Origin of the sequence: Pseudarthrobacter sulfonivorans (genome assembly GCF_031454915.1) — a bacterium.
Taxonomy (GTDB): Bacteria; Actinomycetota; Actinomycetes; order Actinomycetales; family Micrococcaceae; genus Arthrobacter; species Arthrobacter sulfonivorans_C.
In genome coordinates this window covers 82,275-98,131 of sequence record NZ_JAVDRS010000013.1, presented here as the reverse complement: position 1 = coordinate 98,131, position 15,857 = coordinate 82,275, and the positions used below count along the sequence as shown (strand labels likewise).

Annotated in this window: 14 protein-coding genes; 9 read left to right on the top strand and 5 right to left on the bottom strand. The window is 63.5% G+C overall.

All coding sequences use genetic code 11. The features are described 5' to 3' along the window. Positions 1–161: 161 nt before the first annotated feature. Genes J2808_RS21350 through J2808_RS21340 form a run of 3 tightly spaced genes read right to left on the bottom strand, consistent with a single transcriptional unit; the run spans position 162 to position 4,157 of the window. Positions 162–1,268, bottom strand: a complete 1,107-nt coding sequence (locus J2808_RS21350) for an NAD(P)-dependent alcohol dehydrogenase (protein WP_309820704.1) — start codon at positions 1,266–1,268, stop codon at positions 162–164. Positions 1,269–1,300: 32 nt separating this feature from the next. Beyond that, positions 1,301–2,752: an aldehyde dehydrogenase gene (locus J2808_RS21345; RefSeq protein WP_309820702.1), complete on the bottom strand. Its 1,452-nt coding sequence runs from the start codon at positions 2,750–2,752 to the stop codon at positions 1,301–1,303. 58 nt (positions 2,753–2,810) lie between these two features. After that, entirely contained in the window at positions 2,811–4,157 is a 1,347-nt protein-coding gene (locus J2808_RS21340) for an MFS transporter (RefSeq protein WP_309820700.1), read from the bottom strand. A 172-nt stretch (positions 4,158–4,329) separates the two neighbouring features. Here J2808_RS21340 and J2808_RS21335 point away from each other — a divergent pair, with 172 nt between their 5' ends. From J2808_RS21335 to J2808_RS21300, 8 genes are all read left to right on the top strand, one after another. After that, positions 4,330–5,163: a PaaX family transcriptional regulator gene (locus J2808_RS21335; protein WP_309820698.1), complete on the top strand. Its 834-nt coding sequence runs from the start codon at positions 4,330–4,332 to the stop codon at positions 5,161–5,163. 121 nt (positions 5,164–5,284) lie between these two features. After that, positions 5,285–6,853, top strand: a complete 1,569-nt coding sequence (locus J2808_RS21330; protein ID WP_309820697.1) for an FAD-dependent monooxygenase — start codon at positions 5,285–5,287, stop codon at positions 6,851–6,853. Beyond that, positions 6,846–8,882 (top strand): acetate--CoA ligase family protein, encoded by a 2,037-nt coding sequence (locus J2808_RS21325; RefSeq protein WP_309820695.1) that lies wholly within the window; start codon positions 6,846–6,848, stop codon positions 8,880–8,882. The genes J2808_RS21330 and J2808_RS21325 overlap by 8 nt, the downstream gene beginning before the upstream one ends. Further along, entirely contained in the window at positions 8,879–10,552 is a 1,674-nt protein-coding gene (locus J2808_RS21320) for a (2,3-dihydroxybenzoyl)adenylate synthase (protein WP_309820693.1), read from the top strand. Before J2808_RS21325 ends, J2808_RS21320 begins: the two co-directional genes overlap by 4 nt. 9 nt (positions 10,553–10,561) lie before the next feature. Further along, complete coding sequence (locus J2808_RS21315; protein ID WP_309820691.1) at positions 10,562–11,683, top strand: cupin domain-containing protein; 1,122 nt, start codon at positions 10,562–10,564, stop codon at positions 11,681–11,683. Continuing rightward, complete coding sequence (locus J2808_RS21310; RefSeq protein ID WP_309820689.1) at positions 11,683–12,519, top strand: fumarylacetoacetate hydrolase family protein; 837 nt, start codon at positions 11,683–11,685, stop codon at positions 12,517–12,519. The genes J2808_RS21315 and J2808_RS21310 overlap by 1 nt, the downstream gene beginning before the upstream one ends. Then, positions 12,519–13,268, top strand: coding sequence for a maleylpyruvate isomerase family mycothiol-dependent enzyme (locus J2808_RS21305; protein ID WP_309820688.1), 750 nt, complete (start codon positions 12,519–12,521; stop codon positions 13,266–13,268). Before J2808_RS21310 ends, J2808_RS21305 begins: the two co-directional genes overlap by 1 nt. A gap of 26 nt (positions 13,269–13,294) precedes the next feature. Further along, a complete protein-coding gene (locus tag J2808_RS21300) occupies positions 13,295–13,864 on the top strand; it encodes an adenylate kinase (protein WP_309820712.1) in 570 nt (189 codons plus the stop codon). A gap of 144 nt (positions 13,865–14,008) precedes the next feature. Here J2808_RS21300 and J2808_RS21295 read toward each other — a convergent pair whose 3' ends face one another. Then, positions 14,009–14,461 carry a DoxX family protein gene (locus tag J2808_RS21295; RefSeq protein ID WP_309820686.1) on the bottom strand — a complete coding sequence of 151 codons (453 nt, stop codon included), beginning with the start codon at positions 14,459–14,461 and terminating at the stop codon, positions 14,009–14,011. Between the two features lie 163 nt (positions 14,462–14,624). After that, positions 14,625–15,122, bottom strand: a complete 498-nt coding sequence (locus tag J2808_RS21290; RefSeq protein ID WP_309820684.1) for a MarR family winged helix-turn-helix transcriptional regulator — start codon at positions 15,120–15,122, stop codon at positions 14,625–14,627. A 103-nt stretch (positions 15,123–15,225) separates the two neighbouring features. On the opposite strand from J2808_RS21290, the gene J2808_RS21285 reads away from it, so the two are divergent. Continuing rightward, positions 15,226–15,801: an NADPH-dependent F420 reductase gene (locus tag J2808_RS21285; protein ID WP_309820682.1), complete on the top strand. Its 576-nt coding sequence runs from the start codon at positions 15,226–15,228 to the stop codon at positions 15,799–15,801. The last annotated feature ends 56 nt before the right edge of the window (positions 15,802–15,857 follow it).

Below are 15,857 nucleotides of genomic sequence, written 5' to 3'. Positions count from 1 at the left end.
AAACGCTCGACTGGGATACCCCAGCCGAGCGCCTGCGTGACCTACTCTTGACCAACTAACACCAACGGTGTTGCAACGACCCCCTGAATTCGCCCGAACCCGCCGTCGTCCTCTCTCGTGTGAGACGGCTAACCTAAGCCACTCAGACTCGTGACTGGCCGCTAGAACACGATGACCGGCTTGATGACAGTTCCCTTGGCGGAGTCGTCGAATCCCTGGTTGATCTCGTGGAGGCTGTAGTTGCTCATCAGCTTGTCCATGGGGAAACGGCCTTCCTTCCACAACTCGATGAGCTTAGGAATGAACACCTGGGGCACTGAGCTGCCTTGGATCACGGTTTTGAAGGTCCAGCCCTTGACCAGGGAAAGCCCGATCTCAAAGGACACCTCTGTCCCAGGCTTGGCGGCGCCGACCAGCGCCAAAGTGCCGCGGAGCGCAAGGGCGTCGGCTCCCTTGCGGAGTAACTCCGGGCGGGCGGTTGTATCGACGATGTAATCAGCTCCGCGGCCATCTGTCAGCCGAAGGATCTCTTCGGTGAGGTCCACGTCCTGCGTGTTGATGGTGTCCGTCGCTCCCAGTTCCTTGGCGAGATCAAGCCGGGACGTGTGGATATCCACTGCGATGATGCGGCCGCACCCTGCCACCCCACCGGCCATGATGGCCCCTGATCCGACTGCGCCGGTGCCTATGACCACGAGCGTACTGTTCAGCGCTGGCCTAAGTTCATTGAGCACGGCGCCGGCTCCGGTCTGGATGCCGCACCCCAGCGGGGCAACAACCTCGAGCGGGACGTCGGAACCGACGCGTACGACGCTTTCCTCGACGACGTTGGCGTACGTGGCGAATGACGACTGACCGAAGAAGTGCGAGGAGATCACTTCGCCGTCCCTGCTTAGCGCAGTGGTTCCGTCGGTCCTCCGGCCTCCGAAGTCTGCCGCGAAGAGGTTTTCGCAGTACGCCATCTCGCCGGACCGGCAGCGGTCGCACTTTCCGCAGTAGGCGGCGGCGAGCAGGACGTGATCGCCCGGCTGCACCGACGTGACGGAAGACCCGATCTGCTCCACAATTCCAGCGCCCTCGTGTCCGAGAACGGCGGGTAGGGGCGTCGGATAGACCTGGTCACGCACGATCGCGTCTGTATGGCACACACCCGTGGCCACCATTCTTACCAGCACTTCGTTCGGGCGGAGATCGTCCAGTTCGAGCTTTTCAATCGTGAGCGGCTGCCGTGCTTCACGGGCTACTGCTGCGGTTACCTGCATAGTCATGCCTTTCCTGTCCGTGTAGATGGGACTCTGGGTCAGAACGGGTACTGCTGGTCGGACTGCTCCACGGTGATCCATTTCAGTTCCGTGAACTCGTTGATGACTGCCCGGCCATCGAACCGGCCGTGTCCGCTGTTCTTCATGCCGCCGTAGGGAGCCTGAGCCTCGTTCTGCACTGTTGCCCCGTTGACATGGACGTGTCCGGCCTGAATCCGCATGGCAACCTGCAGGGCGCGGGTGCTGTCAGCGCCGAAGACGGCGGCCGCGAGGCCGTACTCGGTGTCATTTGCCACCTGGACTGCTTCTTCGACGCCGGAGACACGGACTACCGTGGTGATGGGGCCGAAGGTCTCCTGGTCGTAGATGGACATTTCCGGACTTACCCTGTCCACGATGGTGGCAGCCATCGACGCACCCGTGGCACGATCCCCAGCCACGATCTCAGCCCCCTTAGCCAAGGCGTCATCGATAAGCCCGTTGATCCTGGTTCCTGATTCCGCGCGGATCATTGGGCCGACGATGCAGCCTTCGTCCGTCATAGGGTCGCCGGCGCTTAACTGCGCGGCGCGAGCGGCAAACTTGGACACGAACTCGTCTGCGATTTTTTCGTCGACAACAAAGCGTTCGGTAGACATGCAGATCTGACCTTGGTATAGGAAGGAGCCAAAGACTGCGGCGTTAACCGCGCCATCGATGTCGGCATCGTCAAGGACTACGAAGGGCGCCTTTCCGCCCAACTCCAGCAGCACGGGCTTGAGGTGACGTGCTGCCTTCTCGGCGATGATTCGGCCTACCGCTGTCGACCCGGTGAAGTTGATCCGGCGGACGGCGGGATGGGCGATGATCGCTTCAACCACCTGGTCCGAGTCCTCAGCAGTGCTTGTAATGAAGTTGAGGACGCCTGCGGGAACACCGGCCTCGTGCAGAACCTCGGCGATGATTGCATGGGTTCGGGGGCTGGTTTCCGAAGCGCGGAAAACCACCGTGTTACCGCAAACGATCGGGTAAGCAAGGGCCCTTGCAGCGAGCACTCCTGCTCCATTCCACGGGGCCATGCTGAGAACCACACCTGCGGGCTGCCGGACGGTCATCGATAGGGTGCCTGGCTTGTCAGTGGGGAGCGTCTCACCCTGGATTTGGGTGGCAAGGCCAGCAGCTTCCCGGAACAATTGGGCCGTGAGGAAGACGTTGAAGCCGGCCCAGAGCTGGGCTGCACCAACTTCCGACATCATTGTTTCGATGAATTCCTGGCCGCGACGCTCCATGATTTCGGCGGCCTTGAGCATCACGGCACGTCGTTCGCTTGGGCCCGAGGTGGACCACGTGGTGAACGCCTTCGCGGCGGACTCAACTGCGTCGAGTGCGTCGTTTACATCGGCTGCTGCGCTTTCGGTCACCAGGGCACCTGTCACCGGGTGACGGCGTTCGAACGTCTTACCTTCGCGGCCGTTCCGGGCCTGGTTGTCGATGATGAGTTGCGTTTGCAAGGTGACTCCTTCTTGGATGCTCTTACCCGCCCAGTACGGTGCGGTCGGATTGTTGTTTCTAGTGGTGGATGGTGTTGCTGGTGGCAGGAGCACTTGCAGTGCCGCCCTTGGTTTCGGTGTCGCGGGGGCGGGGGACGGTCAGGACCGCTATTGCCCCGATTGCTGCAGCGATGGCCCAGACGGAGAAGTTGATGAAGTTGCCGAGCGCCGCGGCAACAAGGACACCTCCACCGGAGATGGCCAGAACGGCCCCAATACGCCCGATGCCCAAGGTGATTCCCAAGGCCGTGGCCCGCGTTGAGCCGGAGAAGTAGGTTGCCACGAAGCCGTTGACAAGTATCTGAGCACCCACTGATCCGAATCCGACCACCGCAACCAGGGCGTACATTGCCACGAGCGGCATGATGCCGGTTCCCATAAGGACAAGCGCGATTCCCGAGCTGGCAAAGGAAACAGCCGTGACTCTGCGGGGGCCGAAGCGGTCCGCCAAGCGGGATGACACCAGTACCCCCACGACTGCACCGATGTTGACGGTGAGGAGGAATGTCAGTGAAGAAGCCAGGGAGTATTTCGCAATTACCATAAGCTGCGGCAACCAGGTATTCAGCCCGTACACGAGCGTTTGGCCGCAAATACCGGCGAGGCAAAACAGGATCATGGCGCCTAGCAGCCGTCCAGTCAGCAGGGTCCGGAAGCGTCCCGCCTCGGGCGCGTCACCATGCACCCGAGCCGGCGGCAGCAGTTCCAGCCCGTACTCGGCGACGATGCGCTCCGCCCGGGCCCGGTCGCCTTTCGCTGCCAGGAAGGCCGGGGATTCGGGAAGGAACTTGAAGAGCAGCGGGACCACGGCGATGAGGGGAATGCCACCTAAGGCCAGCATTCCCTGGAATCCAAGAGAGGGCAGGAATGCAAGGGCCAGAAGCGCGGCCAGAATACCTCCGACGGCGTAGCCGGAGAACATCAGGGCGTTGTTGAAGTTGCGCCGGTTCGCCTTTGAGAACTCCACGGTCAGTGCGATCGCCGTCGGAATGACACCGCCCAGTCCGAGCCCTGCCAGGAAGCGGAACAGACCAAACAGTTCAGGCGTCGGTGCCCAGGCGGTCAAAAGCATCAGAGACGAGAATGCCGCGATGGAAACCATCATGACTTTCCGGCGGCCGACGATATCGGTGAGGTATCCGATAAGGATGGCGCCAATGAACATGCCGGCCAATGCGTAGCTGCCTATGGCGCCGGTCTCAACTGGCGTCAAGCCCCACGGCTCGTAGGCCAGTAGCTTGGGAACGATTGCACCGTAGACAACCAGGTCGTAGCCGTCGAAGACGATGGCGAGGAAACACAAAAAGATGACTACGCCGGGTGATTTGCGCGGTCGGGCCGAGGTTGAAGACTGCGGGAAAGTCATGGGGAGCTCCAGGTGATATACACAACGTTGTGATGTGCCAGAGATTTATGGGCGCGATCAGCTGTGATCTGACGCACAACTGAATGTAACATGAAAATGTTGTTCGTCAATAGAGTTGTTGCACGTTTCCTGTTTGATGATCTCTCAGGTAGTGAAGAGTTAGAGGAGCCTTATGCAGTGGAAACCCAGAGCATTGATCCTGGATTTATTCGGGGACTATCTCCGATACGCCGGCAGCGAGGTCCGGCTGGCCGACATCACGGAACTCCTCGCAGTCTTCGACATCGAAGCGGCCACGGTCCGCGTCAATCTGTCCCGCCTGCGCAAGGAGGGCTGGTTCACCACGAGGAGGGTAGGCCGGGAAACGGTCTACTCCCTCACCCCGCACATGCTGGACATCCTCAATGAGGGACGAGAACGGATTTTCCGGCGCCGGGACGAGACCTGGGAGGGGCGGTGGACCATGGCCATCTACCAGGTCCCGGAATCCGAACGCGCCGTCCGCGAACAGCTCCGGAAACAGCTCGCCTGGCACGGTTTCGGCCAGTTGTCACCATCGACCTGGCTGAGTCCCCACAACCTCCTCACTGAAGTACGCGAAATCGCCGCTGAGAATCCACTGGCTAAGGTGGACGCGCTATGGTGCGGAACCGGCGACCTACAGGAAGACAGGGGGCTGGCCGCGCGATGCTGGGATCTGGAGCAGTTGGGTGCGGACTATCAACGTTTCATCGGCACCTATGCACCCCTCAATGACGACGCGCTGAGCGCGGGCAAGGACGGGCGGACGGCCCTCATTGAACGCATGCATGTCATCGGCGACTTCCGCCGCTTTCCGTTCCGGGATCCGCACCTTCCTCCTGAGCTGCAGCCCGCGAACTGGCCCAGCCGCGAGGCCTACACGCTCTTCGGCGCAGTGCACCGGCAGCTCGGCCCCGCAGCGACAGAATTCGTTTCCGGCATCATCGGGCAGCCCGTAGCCCAGGGCCAGGAAGTAGCTTCGTAGACAGGAATCCACCCTTGCCGTGAGGTATGTGTAACAAAAAGTTGACGTTGCACGCATAAGCGTTACATACTCAATACGAGACCTATCTCACTGACTTCCCTAAATCTAGAAGGTGGCATCGATGGCACTTCGCGTAGCCTGCATTGGCGGCGGTCCCGGCGGACTGTTCTTCTCAACCCTGTTCAAGCAAACCGTTCCCGACGCCGAGGTCGTGCTCTTTGAACGGAACCAGGCCACTGACGCCTTCGGCTTCGGAGTGGTCTTCTCTGACGCCACCTTGACCAGGATCAACGAGGCTGATCCGGTGGTCCACGATGGCCTGCGGGACTTCGGCACCCACTGGGATGACATCGAGGTCTGGCTCAAGGGCGAACACAAGTCCTTCAGCGGCAACGGCATGGCCGCGATTTACCGCAAGACCCTTCTTCAGCTCATGCAGGAAAGGGCCGCAGAGGCCGGCGTCGAGATGCGCTTTGGCCAGTACGTGCCGGACCTGTCCCAGCTTGCAGACTTTGACGTTATCGTCGGTGCCGACGGTGCCAACTCCTCCACCCGCGAACAGCTCGGCGAGAGCCTGGGCCACACGGCGGAGATGGCCACGGCCAAGTTCATCTGGTTCGGCACCAGCCACATTTTCAAGGGCATGACCTTCCTGCACCGGAAGAGCGAGTTCGGCAACTTCGCTGTACACGGCTACCCGATCAGCGAAGGCCTCAGCACCTTCATCGTTGAAACCGACGAGGAGACGTGGCGCAAGGCCGGCCTCGACGAATTCGATGTCAGCCAGCCCCCGGGGCCCTCGGATTTGAAGACCCAGCGGTTCTTGGAAAAGCTGTTCGCCGAGGATATCGCCGGTGAGCCCCTGGTGGCCAACAGCTCCCGCTGGGCCAACTTCCGTACCCGCCGGACCCGGTCCTGGCACAAGGGCAACGTCGTCCTGCTCGGCGATGCCGTACACACCGCCCACTTCTCCGTCGGGTCCGGTACCAAAATGGCCATGGAAGATGCCATCACCCTCGTCCGGGAAATCGCTGCGCACCAGGACAACCTCGAAACTGCCTTCACCAACTATGAAACCGAGCGTCAGCCCCAGGTTGCCAAGATCCAGAACCAGGCACGTGGCGGACTGAGCTGGTGGGAGCACTTCGGCAGGTACTACGACTCCTTCGCCCCCACTCAATTCACTTTCCACTTCTTCTCCCGCAGCATCGATATCGACAAGATCCGCCAGCGCGATGCAGGCTTTGTTGATTCGGTGGAAGAAGACTGGCTTAGCCGGCACGGCCACACACCACTGGAAACACCGCTCGACGCCGGGTCGGTCCGGTTCGGCGGCCGCCTGCTCTCCCTTACCCAGCAGGATGGCCGGGCCGTCCTGACCGGTGCCGGCGGGAGCATTGCCGTGGTCACCGACCCGGCCGATGCCAGCTCCAGCACGGCACTGCTGCTCACCGCACCGGATACCGAAGACGGCCTGACCGACGCCTTCGACCGGCTGACGTCGCTGGCTGCAGCAGTCGTGATCCAGGGCGGGACCCCGTTCACCCGTATCCTTTTGTCCGAGGAAGCCCGGCTCGGCCACGGCCTGACGAGCGTGATCGTCGATGACCGAGGTCCCGTATCCGCCCTCACCCTGGTGCTCTCCGGCCGCGCAGACGCCATCGCCACCACGGAGGCAAACAATGCATAGCCTTACCCCCCTGTTCGAACCGCGCGGCATCATTGTCGTCGGCGCCTCCTCCAGCGCCGAAAAACTCGGCGCCGTCATGGCGCAGTCGCTTTCCAACTACCCGTCGCCCGTGGAACTGGTGAACAGCCGCGGTGAAAACGGGATGCACACCAGCATCGCCGCTGCCGCCACCGCCATCCCCGGCGGCCCCGATCTGGCGGTCCTCTGCGTCCCCGCCGCCGCCACCGCGCAGGCACTGCGGGACAGCGCAGCGAACGGCGCCAAGGCTGCCTTGGTCTGCGCCGGCGGATTTGCCGAAGCCGGCGGCCCCGGCCTCGAACTCGACCGGGACGTTAGGGCTGCTGTTCAAGAGACCGGCATCCGGCTGCTCGGCCCGAACACCTCAGGCTTCTTCGTGCCGCGCCTGAACCTGCGTGCGAGCTTTGTCCCCGGCGTCGCAGAACTGGAACCGGGCTCGGTGGCCGTGGTGGCAGCCAGTGGCGGAGTCAACCACGTCCTGGCCTTCCACCTGCAGCGCGCCGGCGTTGGCGTCAGCCTCGCCGTCGGCATCGGCGCCGGCACGGACATCACCGCACCGGACGTCCTCGACTACCTCATTTCCGATGAGCAAACTAAAGCGGTTGCCCTGCACCTGGAAACCGTCGCCGACGGCCCGGCCCTCGTGGACGCCGTCGCGCGCCTCAGTGCCGTCAAACCGGTAGTTGCGCTGATCGTCGGACAAAATGATGTGTCCGAATTTGCCCAGTCCCACACCGGTGCCCTGGCCACGTCCTGGCGTACGACGCGTGCCGTGCTTAAGCAGGCAGGCGCGGTGATCGTCGACGACGAAAACCAGCTGGTTGCGGCAGTCACCGCACTCGCCAGCCGCCGCCTGGCGCCGGCCCCCAATCCCGGAGTGGGACTCATCACCGGGCAGGCAGGCCCGGGCCTGCTGATCGCCGATGCCCTCCACTCTGCCGGCGTGACGCTTCCGCGGCTGGCTCAGGCCAGCCAGGACACCATCGGTGCACTGTTGCCGCCGATGACGTTCCAGGCCAACCCCGTTGACACCGGCCGGCCCGGGCCCGGCTACGACAAAATTGTGGCTGCAGTCGCCACTGACCCTGCAATCGACGTTGTCGCCGTTTACGGACTGACCGAACCCGTGGCCGACCTGCCGGCGTCCGTTGTCGCTTCAGGAGCCGCGGCGAGCCTGCCGTTCCTGATCGGCGTGGACGGACCCGACAGCGACGTCGAACGTGCCCGGAAATCAGCCGAACTCCATGGCCTGCCCCTGATTACCGGACCCACTTCACTGGCCCACGGCATTGCAGCGTTGGTCAACGACGCCCGGGGACAGTTCCAACGTGCAGAGGCTGCCGCCGCATCCTTCGCCTGGCCAGACGTTCAAGGGCCGTGGGACGAGGACCGCGCCAAGGAACTCTTGGGCGCACTGGGCATTGCCACACCCGCCCGGCGCAGCTGCAGCAGCCGCGCCGCTGCCCATCAGGCCCTCGCCGAGCTGGGCGGCCCGGTTGCGGTGAAGCTGCTCGACGCCGCTGTCCTGCACAAAACCGAGATCGGCGGAGTGCACCTGGGCGTGGACTCCCCTGCTGCCCTGGACCGGGCATTGGACGGCCTCGAAGCGGCGGGGGCCCGCGACTTCCTCATTGAGAAAATGGCACCCTCCGGCGTTGATTTGGTGGCGGGTGTCCGCCGCGATCCCGTCTTCGGACCGATTGTCGTGGTGGGCCTCGGTGGCACCGCCGCCGAGGTCTACGCCGATGTCTCCATCCGCTCGGCTCCGCTATCCATAAGAGAAGCGGAGGGTATGCCTGCTGAGCTTCAGGCCCGCGACCTGCTCTACGGCTTCCGTTCCGGGCCGATGCTTGACACCGCAGAACTCGCAGCGGTCCTGGTCCGGCTGGGCGATGCACTCGGTTCCAACGACTCAATCGCAGAGATCGAAATCAACCCCTTACGCTTGACGCGTGACGGGCTCATAGCCCTTGACGCCGTCGTCATCAATGTCGAGGAGGACACCAAATGACCAGCCACACCAGTGAAGGCACCATCGCCTGGCCGGCAGACCTTGCCGCAGAATTCCGTGCCAAAGGCTACTGGGAAGACCGCCCACTGGGCGCCTACATCCTGGACACCGCAGACAGGCTGCCGGAGAAAACCGCCGTTGTGGACGGGGACCTCCGCCTCACCTACGCCGAACTCGCCAACAGAATGGATGCGGCTGCCGAACGGCTCCTGCAGCTGGGCCTAAAACCGGATGACCGCATCATGGTCCAGTTGCCCAACGGCTGGCAGTTCACCGTCCTGACCCTTGCCTGCTTCCGGGCCGGCATCATTCCTGTCATGGCACTGCCTGCACACCGGCAATACGAGCTTTCCTTCCTCACCGAACTCTCTGAGGCCCGGGCCATTGCTGTGCCAGACGTCATCAAGGACTTTGACCACCAAGCCATGGCGGAAGAACTTGCGGTATCCATTCCGGCTCTGGAGATCATCCTCGTTTCCGGTACGGCAAAGCCACTCAACGTACGTCTCGAGGAGATTTTGGCGCCAGTAAAGGACGTCTCGGCTGCCCGGGCACGGTTGGACGCCACGGCCCCTTCACCGGACTCGCCCGCACTGTTCCTGCTTTCCGGCGGCACCACCGGCCTGCCCAAGCTCATCACCAGGACACACAACGATTACGCCTACAACATCAAGGCATGCTCCATACCCACCGGAGTCACCGAGGACACCGTCTACCTCGGTACGCTCCCCGCGAGCCACAACTTCCCCCTGGCCTGCCCCGGAATTCTCGGCATCCTGTTCGCAGGAGGCCGAACCATCATGCTGCCCAGCCCCGAACCACGCAAAGCCTTTGCAGCGATTGAACGTGAGGGAGTGACACTTTCGACTGCGGTCCCGGCCGTCGCCCAGCGATGGATCGAATACCAGCAGGAAGCCGGCACCAGTCAGCTCGCCACCCTCGAGGTACTCCAGGTAGGCGGCTCACGCCTGCCGGACGAAATCGCCCGGAAGGTGAAGCCCGTCCTGGGCGCCACGCTGCAGCAGGTCTTCGGCATGGCCGAGGGGCTCATCAACACCACACGGCTGGACGACCCCGAAGACGTCATCTGCACCACGCAGGGCCGCCCCGTGTCCGAAGCGGACGAAGTCCGGATTGTGGACGAATTCGGTGAGGACCTCCCCGACGGCGTCCCCGGATCCATCCTGACCCGTGGACCGTACACCCCGCGCGGCTACTACCGCGCCCCCGAAGCGAACGCCCGTGCCTTCACCCCGGACGGCTGGTACGCCAGTGGGGACATTGTGGAGCGGCGACCTGACGGGAACCTGATTGTCCAGGGCCGAGATAAGGACATGATTAACCGGGGCGGTGAAAAGATCTCGGCCGAAGAAATCGAGAGCCTGGTCTACCGGATCGAGGACGTCACCATGGCCGCGGCAATCGCCATGCCGGACCAAGTCCTTGGCGAACGCCTGTGCCTCTACATCACAGTCAAACCGGGACGCGAGGTTACCCTCGAACAGATCCAGGATTTACTGCGCCGGACCGGGGTGGCGGCCTTCAAGATCCCCGAACACCTTGTTGTGGTGGACGAACTGCCTACCACCAAGGTAGGCAAGATCAACAAGAAAGACCTCCGCGCCGACATCGCCGAACGCCTCGCGGCCGCAGGCGTTCACGCAAAGTAAGGGATTGCCATGACTGAGAACATCACCCATGAATCAGTAGCCGCCAGCCACGCCCTGCCCGAGCCGACGCCGGAAGAGGCTGCCCAGTTGGAGCAGTTGTACAGCGACTTCAAGGATGAGAACCTGATTCCGTTGTGGACGGAGATCGGCGATCTGATGCCGATGGTTCCTTCGCCTAAGGCGGTGCCGCATGTGTGGCGGTGGAGTGATCTGTACCCGTTGGCCGCCCGTGCCGGTGACCTAGTGCCGGTGGGCCGTGGTGGGGAACGCCGTGCGATCGCCCTGGCGAACCCGGGACTTGCCGGGACCCCGTACGCCACTCCGACGCTGTGGGCTGCAATCCAGTACCTGGGCGCGCACGAGACGGCGCCGGAGCACCGCCACTCCCAGAACGCGTTCCGCTTCGTGGTGGAGGGCGAAGGTGTGTGGACGGTGGTGAACGGGGATCCGGTTGCGATGCGCCGCGGGGATTTCCTGTTGACCCCGGGCTGGAACTTCCACGGCCACCACAATGACACCGATGAGCCGATGGCCTGGATCGACGGCCTGGACATCCCGTTTGTGCACTACGCGGATGCCGGGTTCTTTGAGTTCGGCACCGAACGCGTCACCGACGAAGCCACCCCGGACATCTCCCGCTCTGAACGGCTCTGGGCCCATCCCGGCCTGCGTCCGCTCTCGGGCCTGGACGACACCACCAACTCGCCCATCGCCGCGTACCGGTGGGAACACACCGACGCCGCGCTCCGCGAACAGCTCCTGCTCGAGGACGAGGGCCACCCGGCCACCGTGTCCCAGGGCCACGCCGCCGTCCGGTACTCCAACCCCACCACCGGCGGGGACGTGATGCCCACCATCCGCGCCGAGTTCCACCGCCTCCGCGCCGGCGCCACCACCGAACCGCTCCGCGAGGTGGGCTCCAGCGTCTGGCAGGTCTTCGAAGGCTCCGGCACCGCCACCCTGAACGGCGAAACCAAGGCCCTGGCGAAGGGTGACCTGTTCGTCGTCCCGTCCTGGGCTGCCTGGTCGCTCCAGGCCGAATCCGAGTTTGATCTGTTCCGGTTCAGCGACGCCCCCATCTTTGAGCGCCTGAACTTCAACCGCACCTACATCGAAGGACGCACCAAATAATGAAACTCCTCACCCTCCGCACCGCAAACGGCGGCAGCAACAACACCGTGGCTGTCCGCCAGGACGGCGAAACCCTCACCGAAATTGACGGGTTCGCCGACGTCGGGGCCCTCCTGCAGGACCCCAACTGGGAAACCACAGCCAAGGCGGCCAACGGCGCAACCCATCCCCTGGACGGCGCGGACCTCGCCGCCGTCGTGCCTTCCCCCGGGAAGATCATCTGCGTGGGCCACAACTACCGCAACCACATCAAGGAGATGGGCCGTGACGTCCCCGAGTACCCCACCCTGTTCGCCAAGTACGCCGAATCCCTGATCGGCCCAAATGACGACCTGGCCCTGCCGCAGGAATCCGACGCCGTGGACTGGGAGGCCGAACTCGCCGTCATCATCGGCAAGCAGGGCCGCCGCATCAGCGAAGCCGACGCCGCGGACCACATCGCCGGGTACGCAGTCCTGAACGACGTGTCGATGCGGGACTACCAGTTCCGCACCATCCAGTGGCTGCAGGGTAAGACCTGGGAGAAGTCCACCCCGTTCGGCCCCGCCCTGGTCACCAAGGACGAATTCACCGCCGGCCCGCTGATGACCTCCGCCGTGGACGGGGACGTCCAGCAGAGCACCCCCACCTCCGATCTGGTGTTCACCCCGGAATTCCTGGTCTCCTACATCTCCACCATCATCACCCTGAACCCCGGCGACGTGATCGCCACGGGCACTCCGGGCGGCGTGGGACACGCCCAGGACCCCAAACGCTACCTGCAGGAAGGCCAGGTCCTGTTGACCACCATCGAAGGCCTGGGCCAGCTGAAGAACCGCGTCGTCAAGGAAGCCTGATGGTTGCCCGCACCGACCAGACCACCGACCCGGCGCTCCTGCAGTCCCTGCTGCAGGCGCGCCGGGGCACGGCGTTCTTCGCCCGGAAACTGAACGAACTCACCGACGCGGACCTGGACGGTGCCTCGCTGTTGCCCGGCTGGACCCGCCGCCACATCGTCGCCCATGTTGGCTACAACGCCCGCGCCATCGCCCGACTGGTGGAGTGGGCCGCCACCGGCGTGGAAACACCGATGTACTCCTCCCCCGAAGCCCGGAACCAGGAAATTGAGTTCGGCGCCACGCTGTCCCCGATCGCGCTGCGAAACCTGTTCGACCACTCCGCGGTGCACCTGTCCGTGGAATGGCGCGACCTGCCCGAAGATGCCTGGCAGCACAAAGTCAAAACCGCACAGGGCCGGACCGTCCCGGCTGAAGAGACCGTGTGGATGCGGACGCGGGAAGTCTGGATGCATGCCGTGGATCTGGACAACGGCGCCTCCTTTAGTGACATCCCAGCGCCTGTCCTGGAACGGCTCCTCGAAGACATCACCGGCGCCTGGAAAACCCGGGGCACAGCTGCCGGGCTGCTCGTCAAAGTTGCGGGCACCGATTCGGCGTTCGGCGACGCCAGTGCCACCAACCCCACGATCATCACCGGACCGCTTCCCGCCATCGCCCAATGGGCCGCCGGCCGCGGCACTGACGGTGTGCACATTGCCGGGTCGGGCGCCGGCGGTACCGTCGCCGCCGCACCAAAATGGATCTAGGCCGAAGGGCTTTTGCGATGACGAGAATGCTAATTATTGGACCTCCGGGTTCGGGCAAGGGAACGCAGGCTGAACGGATCTCCGAGCGCCTCGGCGTCGTTGCGATCTCCACCGGCGATATCTTCCGCGCCAACGTCAAGGGTGAAACACCGCTGGGCGTCGAGGCCAAGAAGTACATGGATGCCGGCGATTTCGTGCCGGACAGCGTCACCAACAAGATGGTGCGCGACCGCCTGAGCGAGGCCGACGTCGAAAGCGGCTTCCTGCTGGACGGTTACCCCCGCACCACCGCCCAGGTGGACTACCTCGACGAGATCATCGCCAAAGGCGAGGAGAAGCTCGACGTCGTCCTGCAGTTGACGGCCGACGACGAGGAACTCGTGCACCGGCTGCTCGGCCGGGCCAAGGAGACGGGCCGGAGCGACGACAACGAAGCCGTTATCCGCCACCGCCTGGACCTGTACCACGAGCAGACCGAGGCCGTTGTGGCCAAGTATGCCGAACGCGGGATCCTCACCCAGGCGGACGGCATCGGCCTCATCAACGAGGTAACGGACCGCGTGATGCAGGCCATCAAGGCAGCACGGGCAGTTTAGCCAAATCCCTGGGTTTTCATGGCTCCCTTCTGGCCTAAACGGAGGATTCGATTCGATCACCGGATCGAGTCGAAAAGGAACGGCGCCCGGACCCCGCTTTTTGCGGGTTCCGGGCGCCGTCCTTAGTTTGTGGCTGCCTGCTGCTCAGGCGAGGGCTGCGATGGTGCGGTTCTGGCTGCGGCCGAAGACCAAGGAGTCGATGGAGAACCGGCCTGCACCGACGATGGCGAGGGCTGCCGCGCCGGCCGCGAGGACAAGCACCAGTTCGTATCCGCCTTTATCAGCGAAGATGCCGGCTGGCGCGTGGACCAGGAACAGGGCACCGAGCATGTCCAGTGCCAGGAGGGCGGCCACTGGGCGGACCAGTACGCCCAGAATGATGGCGGCGCCCCCAAGGAGCTCCAGGAAGCCGATGGCGGGAGCAACCAGCTGGGCCGCCGGTACGCCCATCTGAACGAAGGCGGCCTGCGTGCCCGGGATGGTGTATTCGAAAATTTTCTGCCAGCCGTGGGCGAAGAAGACAACACCCAAGGCCAAGCGCAGGACTGTACGGGCGAGATTGGACTGCGTGGCAGCGGGATAGACCGGAGAAGTCATGGGATCGTTCCTTTTGTCTTGGCTTTCCTGAAGGGTGTGGGCGAAGCCGGCCTTCGAAAGTTTAGTTGATGTTTCAAGTAAAAGCGTAGAGGAAATTACTTGTCGCGTCAACTATTTTCGGAGTGTGCAGTGCATGTCAGGATGCGACGGGTAGCGGCGAACCTCAGTCCGCCACGTCATGACGGCGATAGAGGGGTGCCATAGCCGCCTCGGGGTCAAGCCGCCCCAGCAGGGCATCGGCGATCCCCCGCAACTGGCCGAGCTGTTCGGTGGTGAGTGCGTCTATGACGTGCCGCCGGACGTTTGCCACATGGCCGGGTGCGGTTTCCTGGATTTTGCGCCATCCCCCATCGGTGATGCGGGCGTTGGTTGCACGTCCGTCTTCGGGGCAGGGGAAGCGCTCCATCAGGCCGCGCGCCTCGAGCCGCTTGACGACGTGGGACAGGCGGGGCAGCGTGGCGCTGGTCTGGGCCGCCAGGGCGGCCATCCGCAAGGTCCGGTCAGGGGCTTCCGAAAGCATCGCGAGCACGTAGTACTCAAAACTGGTCAAGTCCGCGTCACGGCGCAACTGCGAGTCCAACACATTCGGCAGCAGCTCGATCACCGTGTAAAGCCGCACCCAGGCGGCCAGTTCGTCCTTTGTAAGCCATTTCGTTTGCATAAATCCATTGTGTCCCACATTGGTTGTTGCAACAACCAATAAGAACAGCTATTATTTAGTTGAAGCCTCAACCAACTAGGGGCGAACTAAGAAGGAGACCGTTATGACCACTGTGAGCATCCTCGGAACGGGCAACATGGGCCCGGCCATCGCAGGCATCGTCGAAAAGGGCGGCAACACCGTCCAGATCCTCGGCAGCGCGGACACAGACAAGTCCCTTGTCGGAGAAATTGTCGTCCTCGCCGTTCCCTACCCGGCTCTGCGTGAGATATTGAGCCAGCGTGCTGACCAGCTCGCCGGCAAGATCATCGTGGACATCACCAACCCGCTGAACTTCGAGACTTTCGACTCCCTGACCGTGCCGGCTGATTCCTCGGCTACTGCCGAGATCCAGGCCGCGCTTCCGAACTCCTTCGTGGTGAAGGCATTCAACACCACCTTCGCAGCCACCCTGGCCTCGGGCGAGATCGCCGGGCAACCCACCACCGTACTGATCGCCGGGGACGACGCCGACGCGAAGAGCCGGCTCGCCGAGGTCATCACCGCTGGCGGCCTGCGCGCCATCGATGCTGGCTCACTGCGCCGGGCACGTGAACTGGAGGCAACGGGCTTCCTGCAGATCGCCCTTGCCGCCGGCGAAAAGATCGCCTGGACCGGCGGCTTTGCTGTCAAGGCCTGACCCGGACGCCAGCCCAACTACCGCAGCAATGCATTCCCCCGGGAGCCAGCCTTCAC

Excerpts from the sequence above, each read along its gene's own strand:
- J2808_RS21350 (WP_309820704.1), bottom strand. The coding sequence starts at position 1,268 with ATGACTATGCAGGTAACCGCAGCAGTAGCCCGTGAAGCACGGCAGCCG.
- J2808_RS21340 (WP_309820700.1), bottom strand. The coding sequence starts at position 4,157 with ATGACTTTCCCGCAGTCTTCAACCTCGGCCCGACCGCGCAAATCACCC.
- J2808_RS21335 (WP_309820698.1), top strand. The coding sequence starts at position 4,330 with ATGCAGTGGAAACCCAGAGCATTGATCCTGGATTTATTCGGGGACTAT.
- J2808_RS21330 (WP_309820697.1), top strand. The coding sequence starts at position 5,285 with ATGGCACTTCGCGTAGCCTGCATTGGCGGCGGTCCCGGCGGACTGTTC.
- J2808_RS21325 (WP_309820695.1), top strand. The coding sequence starts at position 6,846 with ATGCATAGCCTTACCCCCCTGTTCGAACCGCGCGGCATCATTGTCGTC.
- J2808_RS21320 (WP_309820693.1), top strand. The coding sequence starts at position 8,879 with ATGACCAGCCACACCAGTGAAGGCACCATCGCCTGGCCGGCAGACCTT.
- J2808_RS21315 (WP_309820691.1), top strand. The coding sequence starts at position 10,562 with ATGACTGAGAACATCACCCATGAATCAGTAGCCGCCAGCCACGCCCTG.
- J2808_RS21310 (WP_309820689.1), top strand. The coding sequence starts at position 11,683 with ATGAAACTCCTCACCCTCCGCACCGCAAACGGCGGCAGCAACAACACC.
- J2808_RS21305 (WP_309820688.1), top strand. The coding sequence starts at position 12,519 with ATGGTTGCCCGCACCGACCAGACCACCGACCCGGCGCTCCTGCAGTCC.
- J2808_RS21300 (WP_309820712.1), top strand. The coding sequence starts at position 13,295 with ATGCTAATTATTGGACCTCCGGGTTCGGGCAAGGGAACGCAGGCTGAA.
- J2808_RS21295 (WP_309820686.1), bottom strand. The coding sequence starts at position 14,461 with ATGACTTCTCCGGTCTATCCCGCTGCCACGCAGTCCAATCTCGCCCGT.
- J2808_RS21290 (WP_309820684.1), bottom strand. The coding sequence starts at position 15,122 with ATGCAAACGAAATGGCTTACAAAGGACGAACTGGCCGCCTGGGTGCGG.
- J2808_RS21285 (WP_309820682.1), top strand. The coding sequence starts at position 15,226 with ATGACCACTGTGAGCATCCTCGGAACGGGCAACATGGGCCCGGCCATC.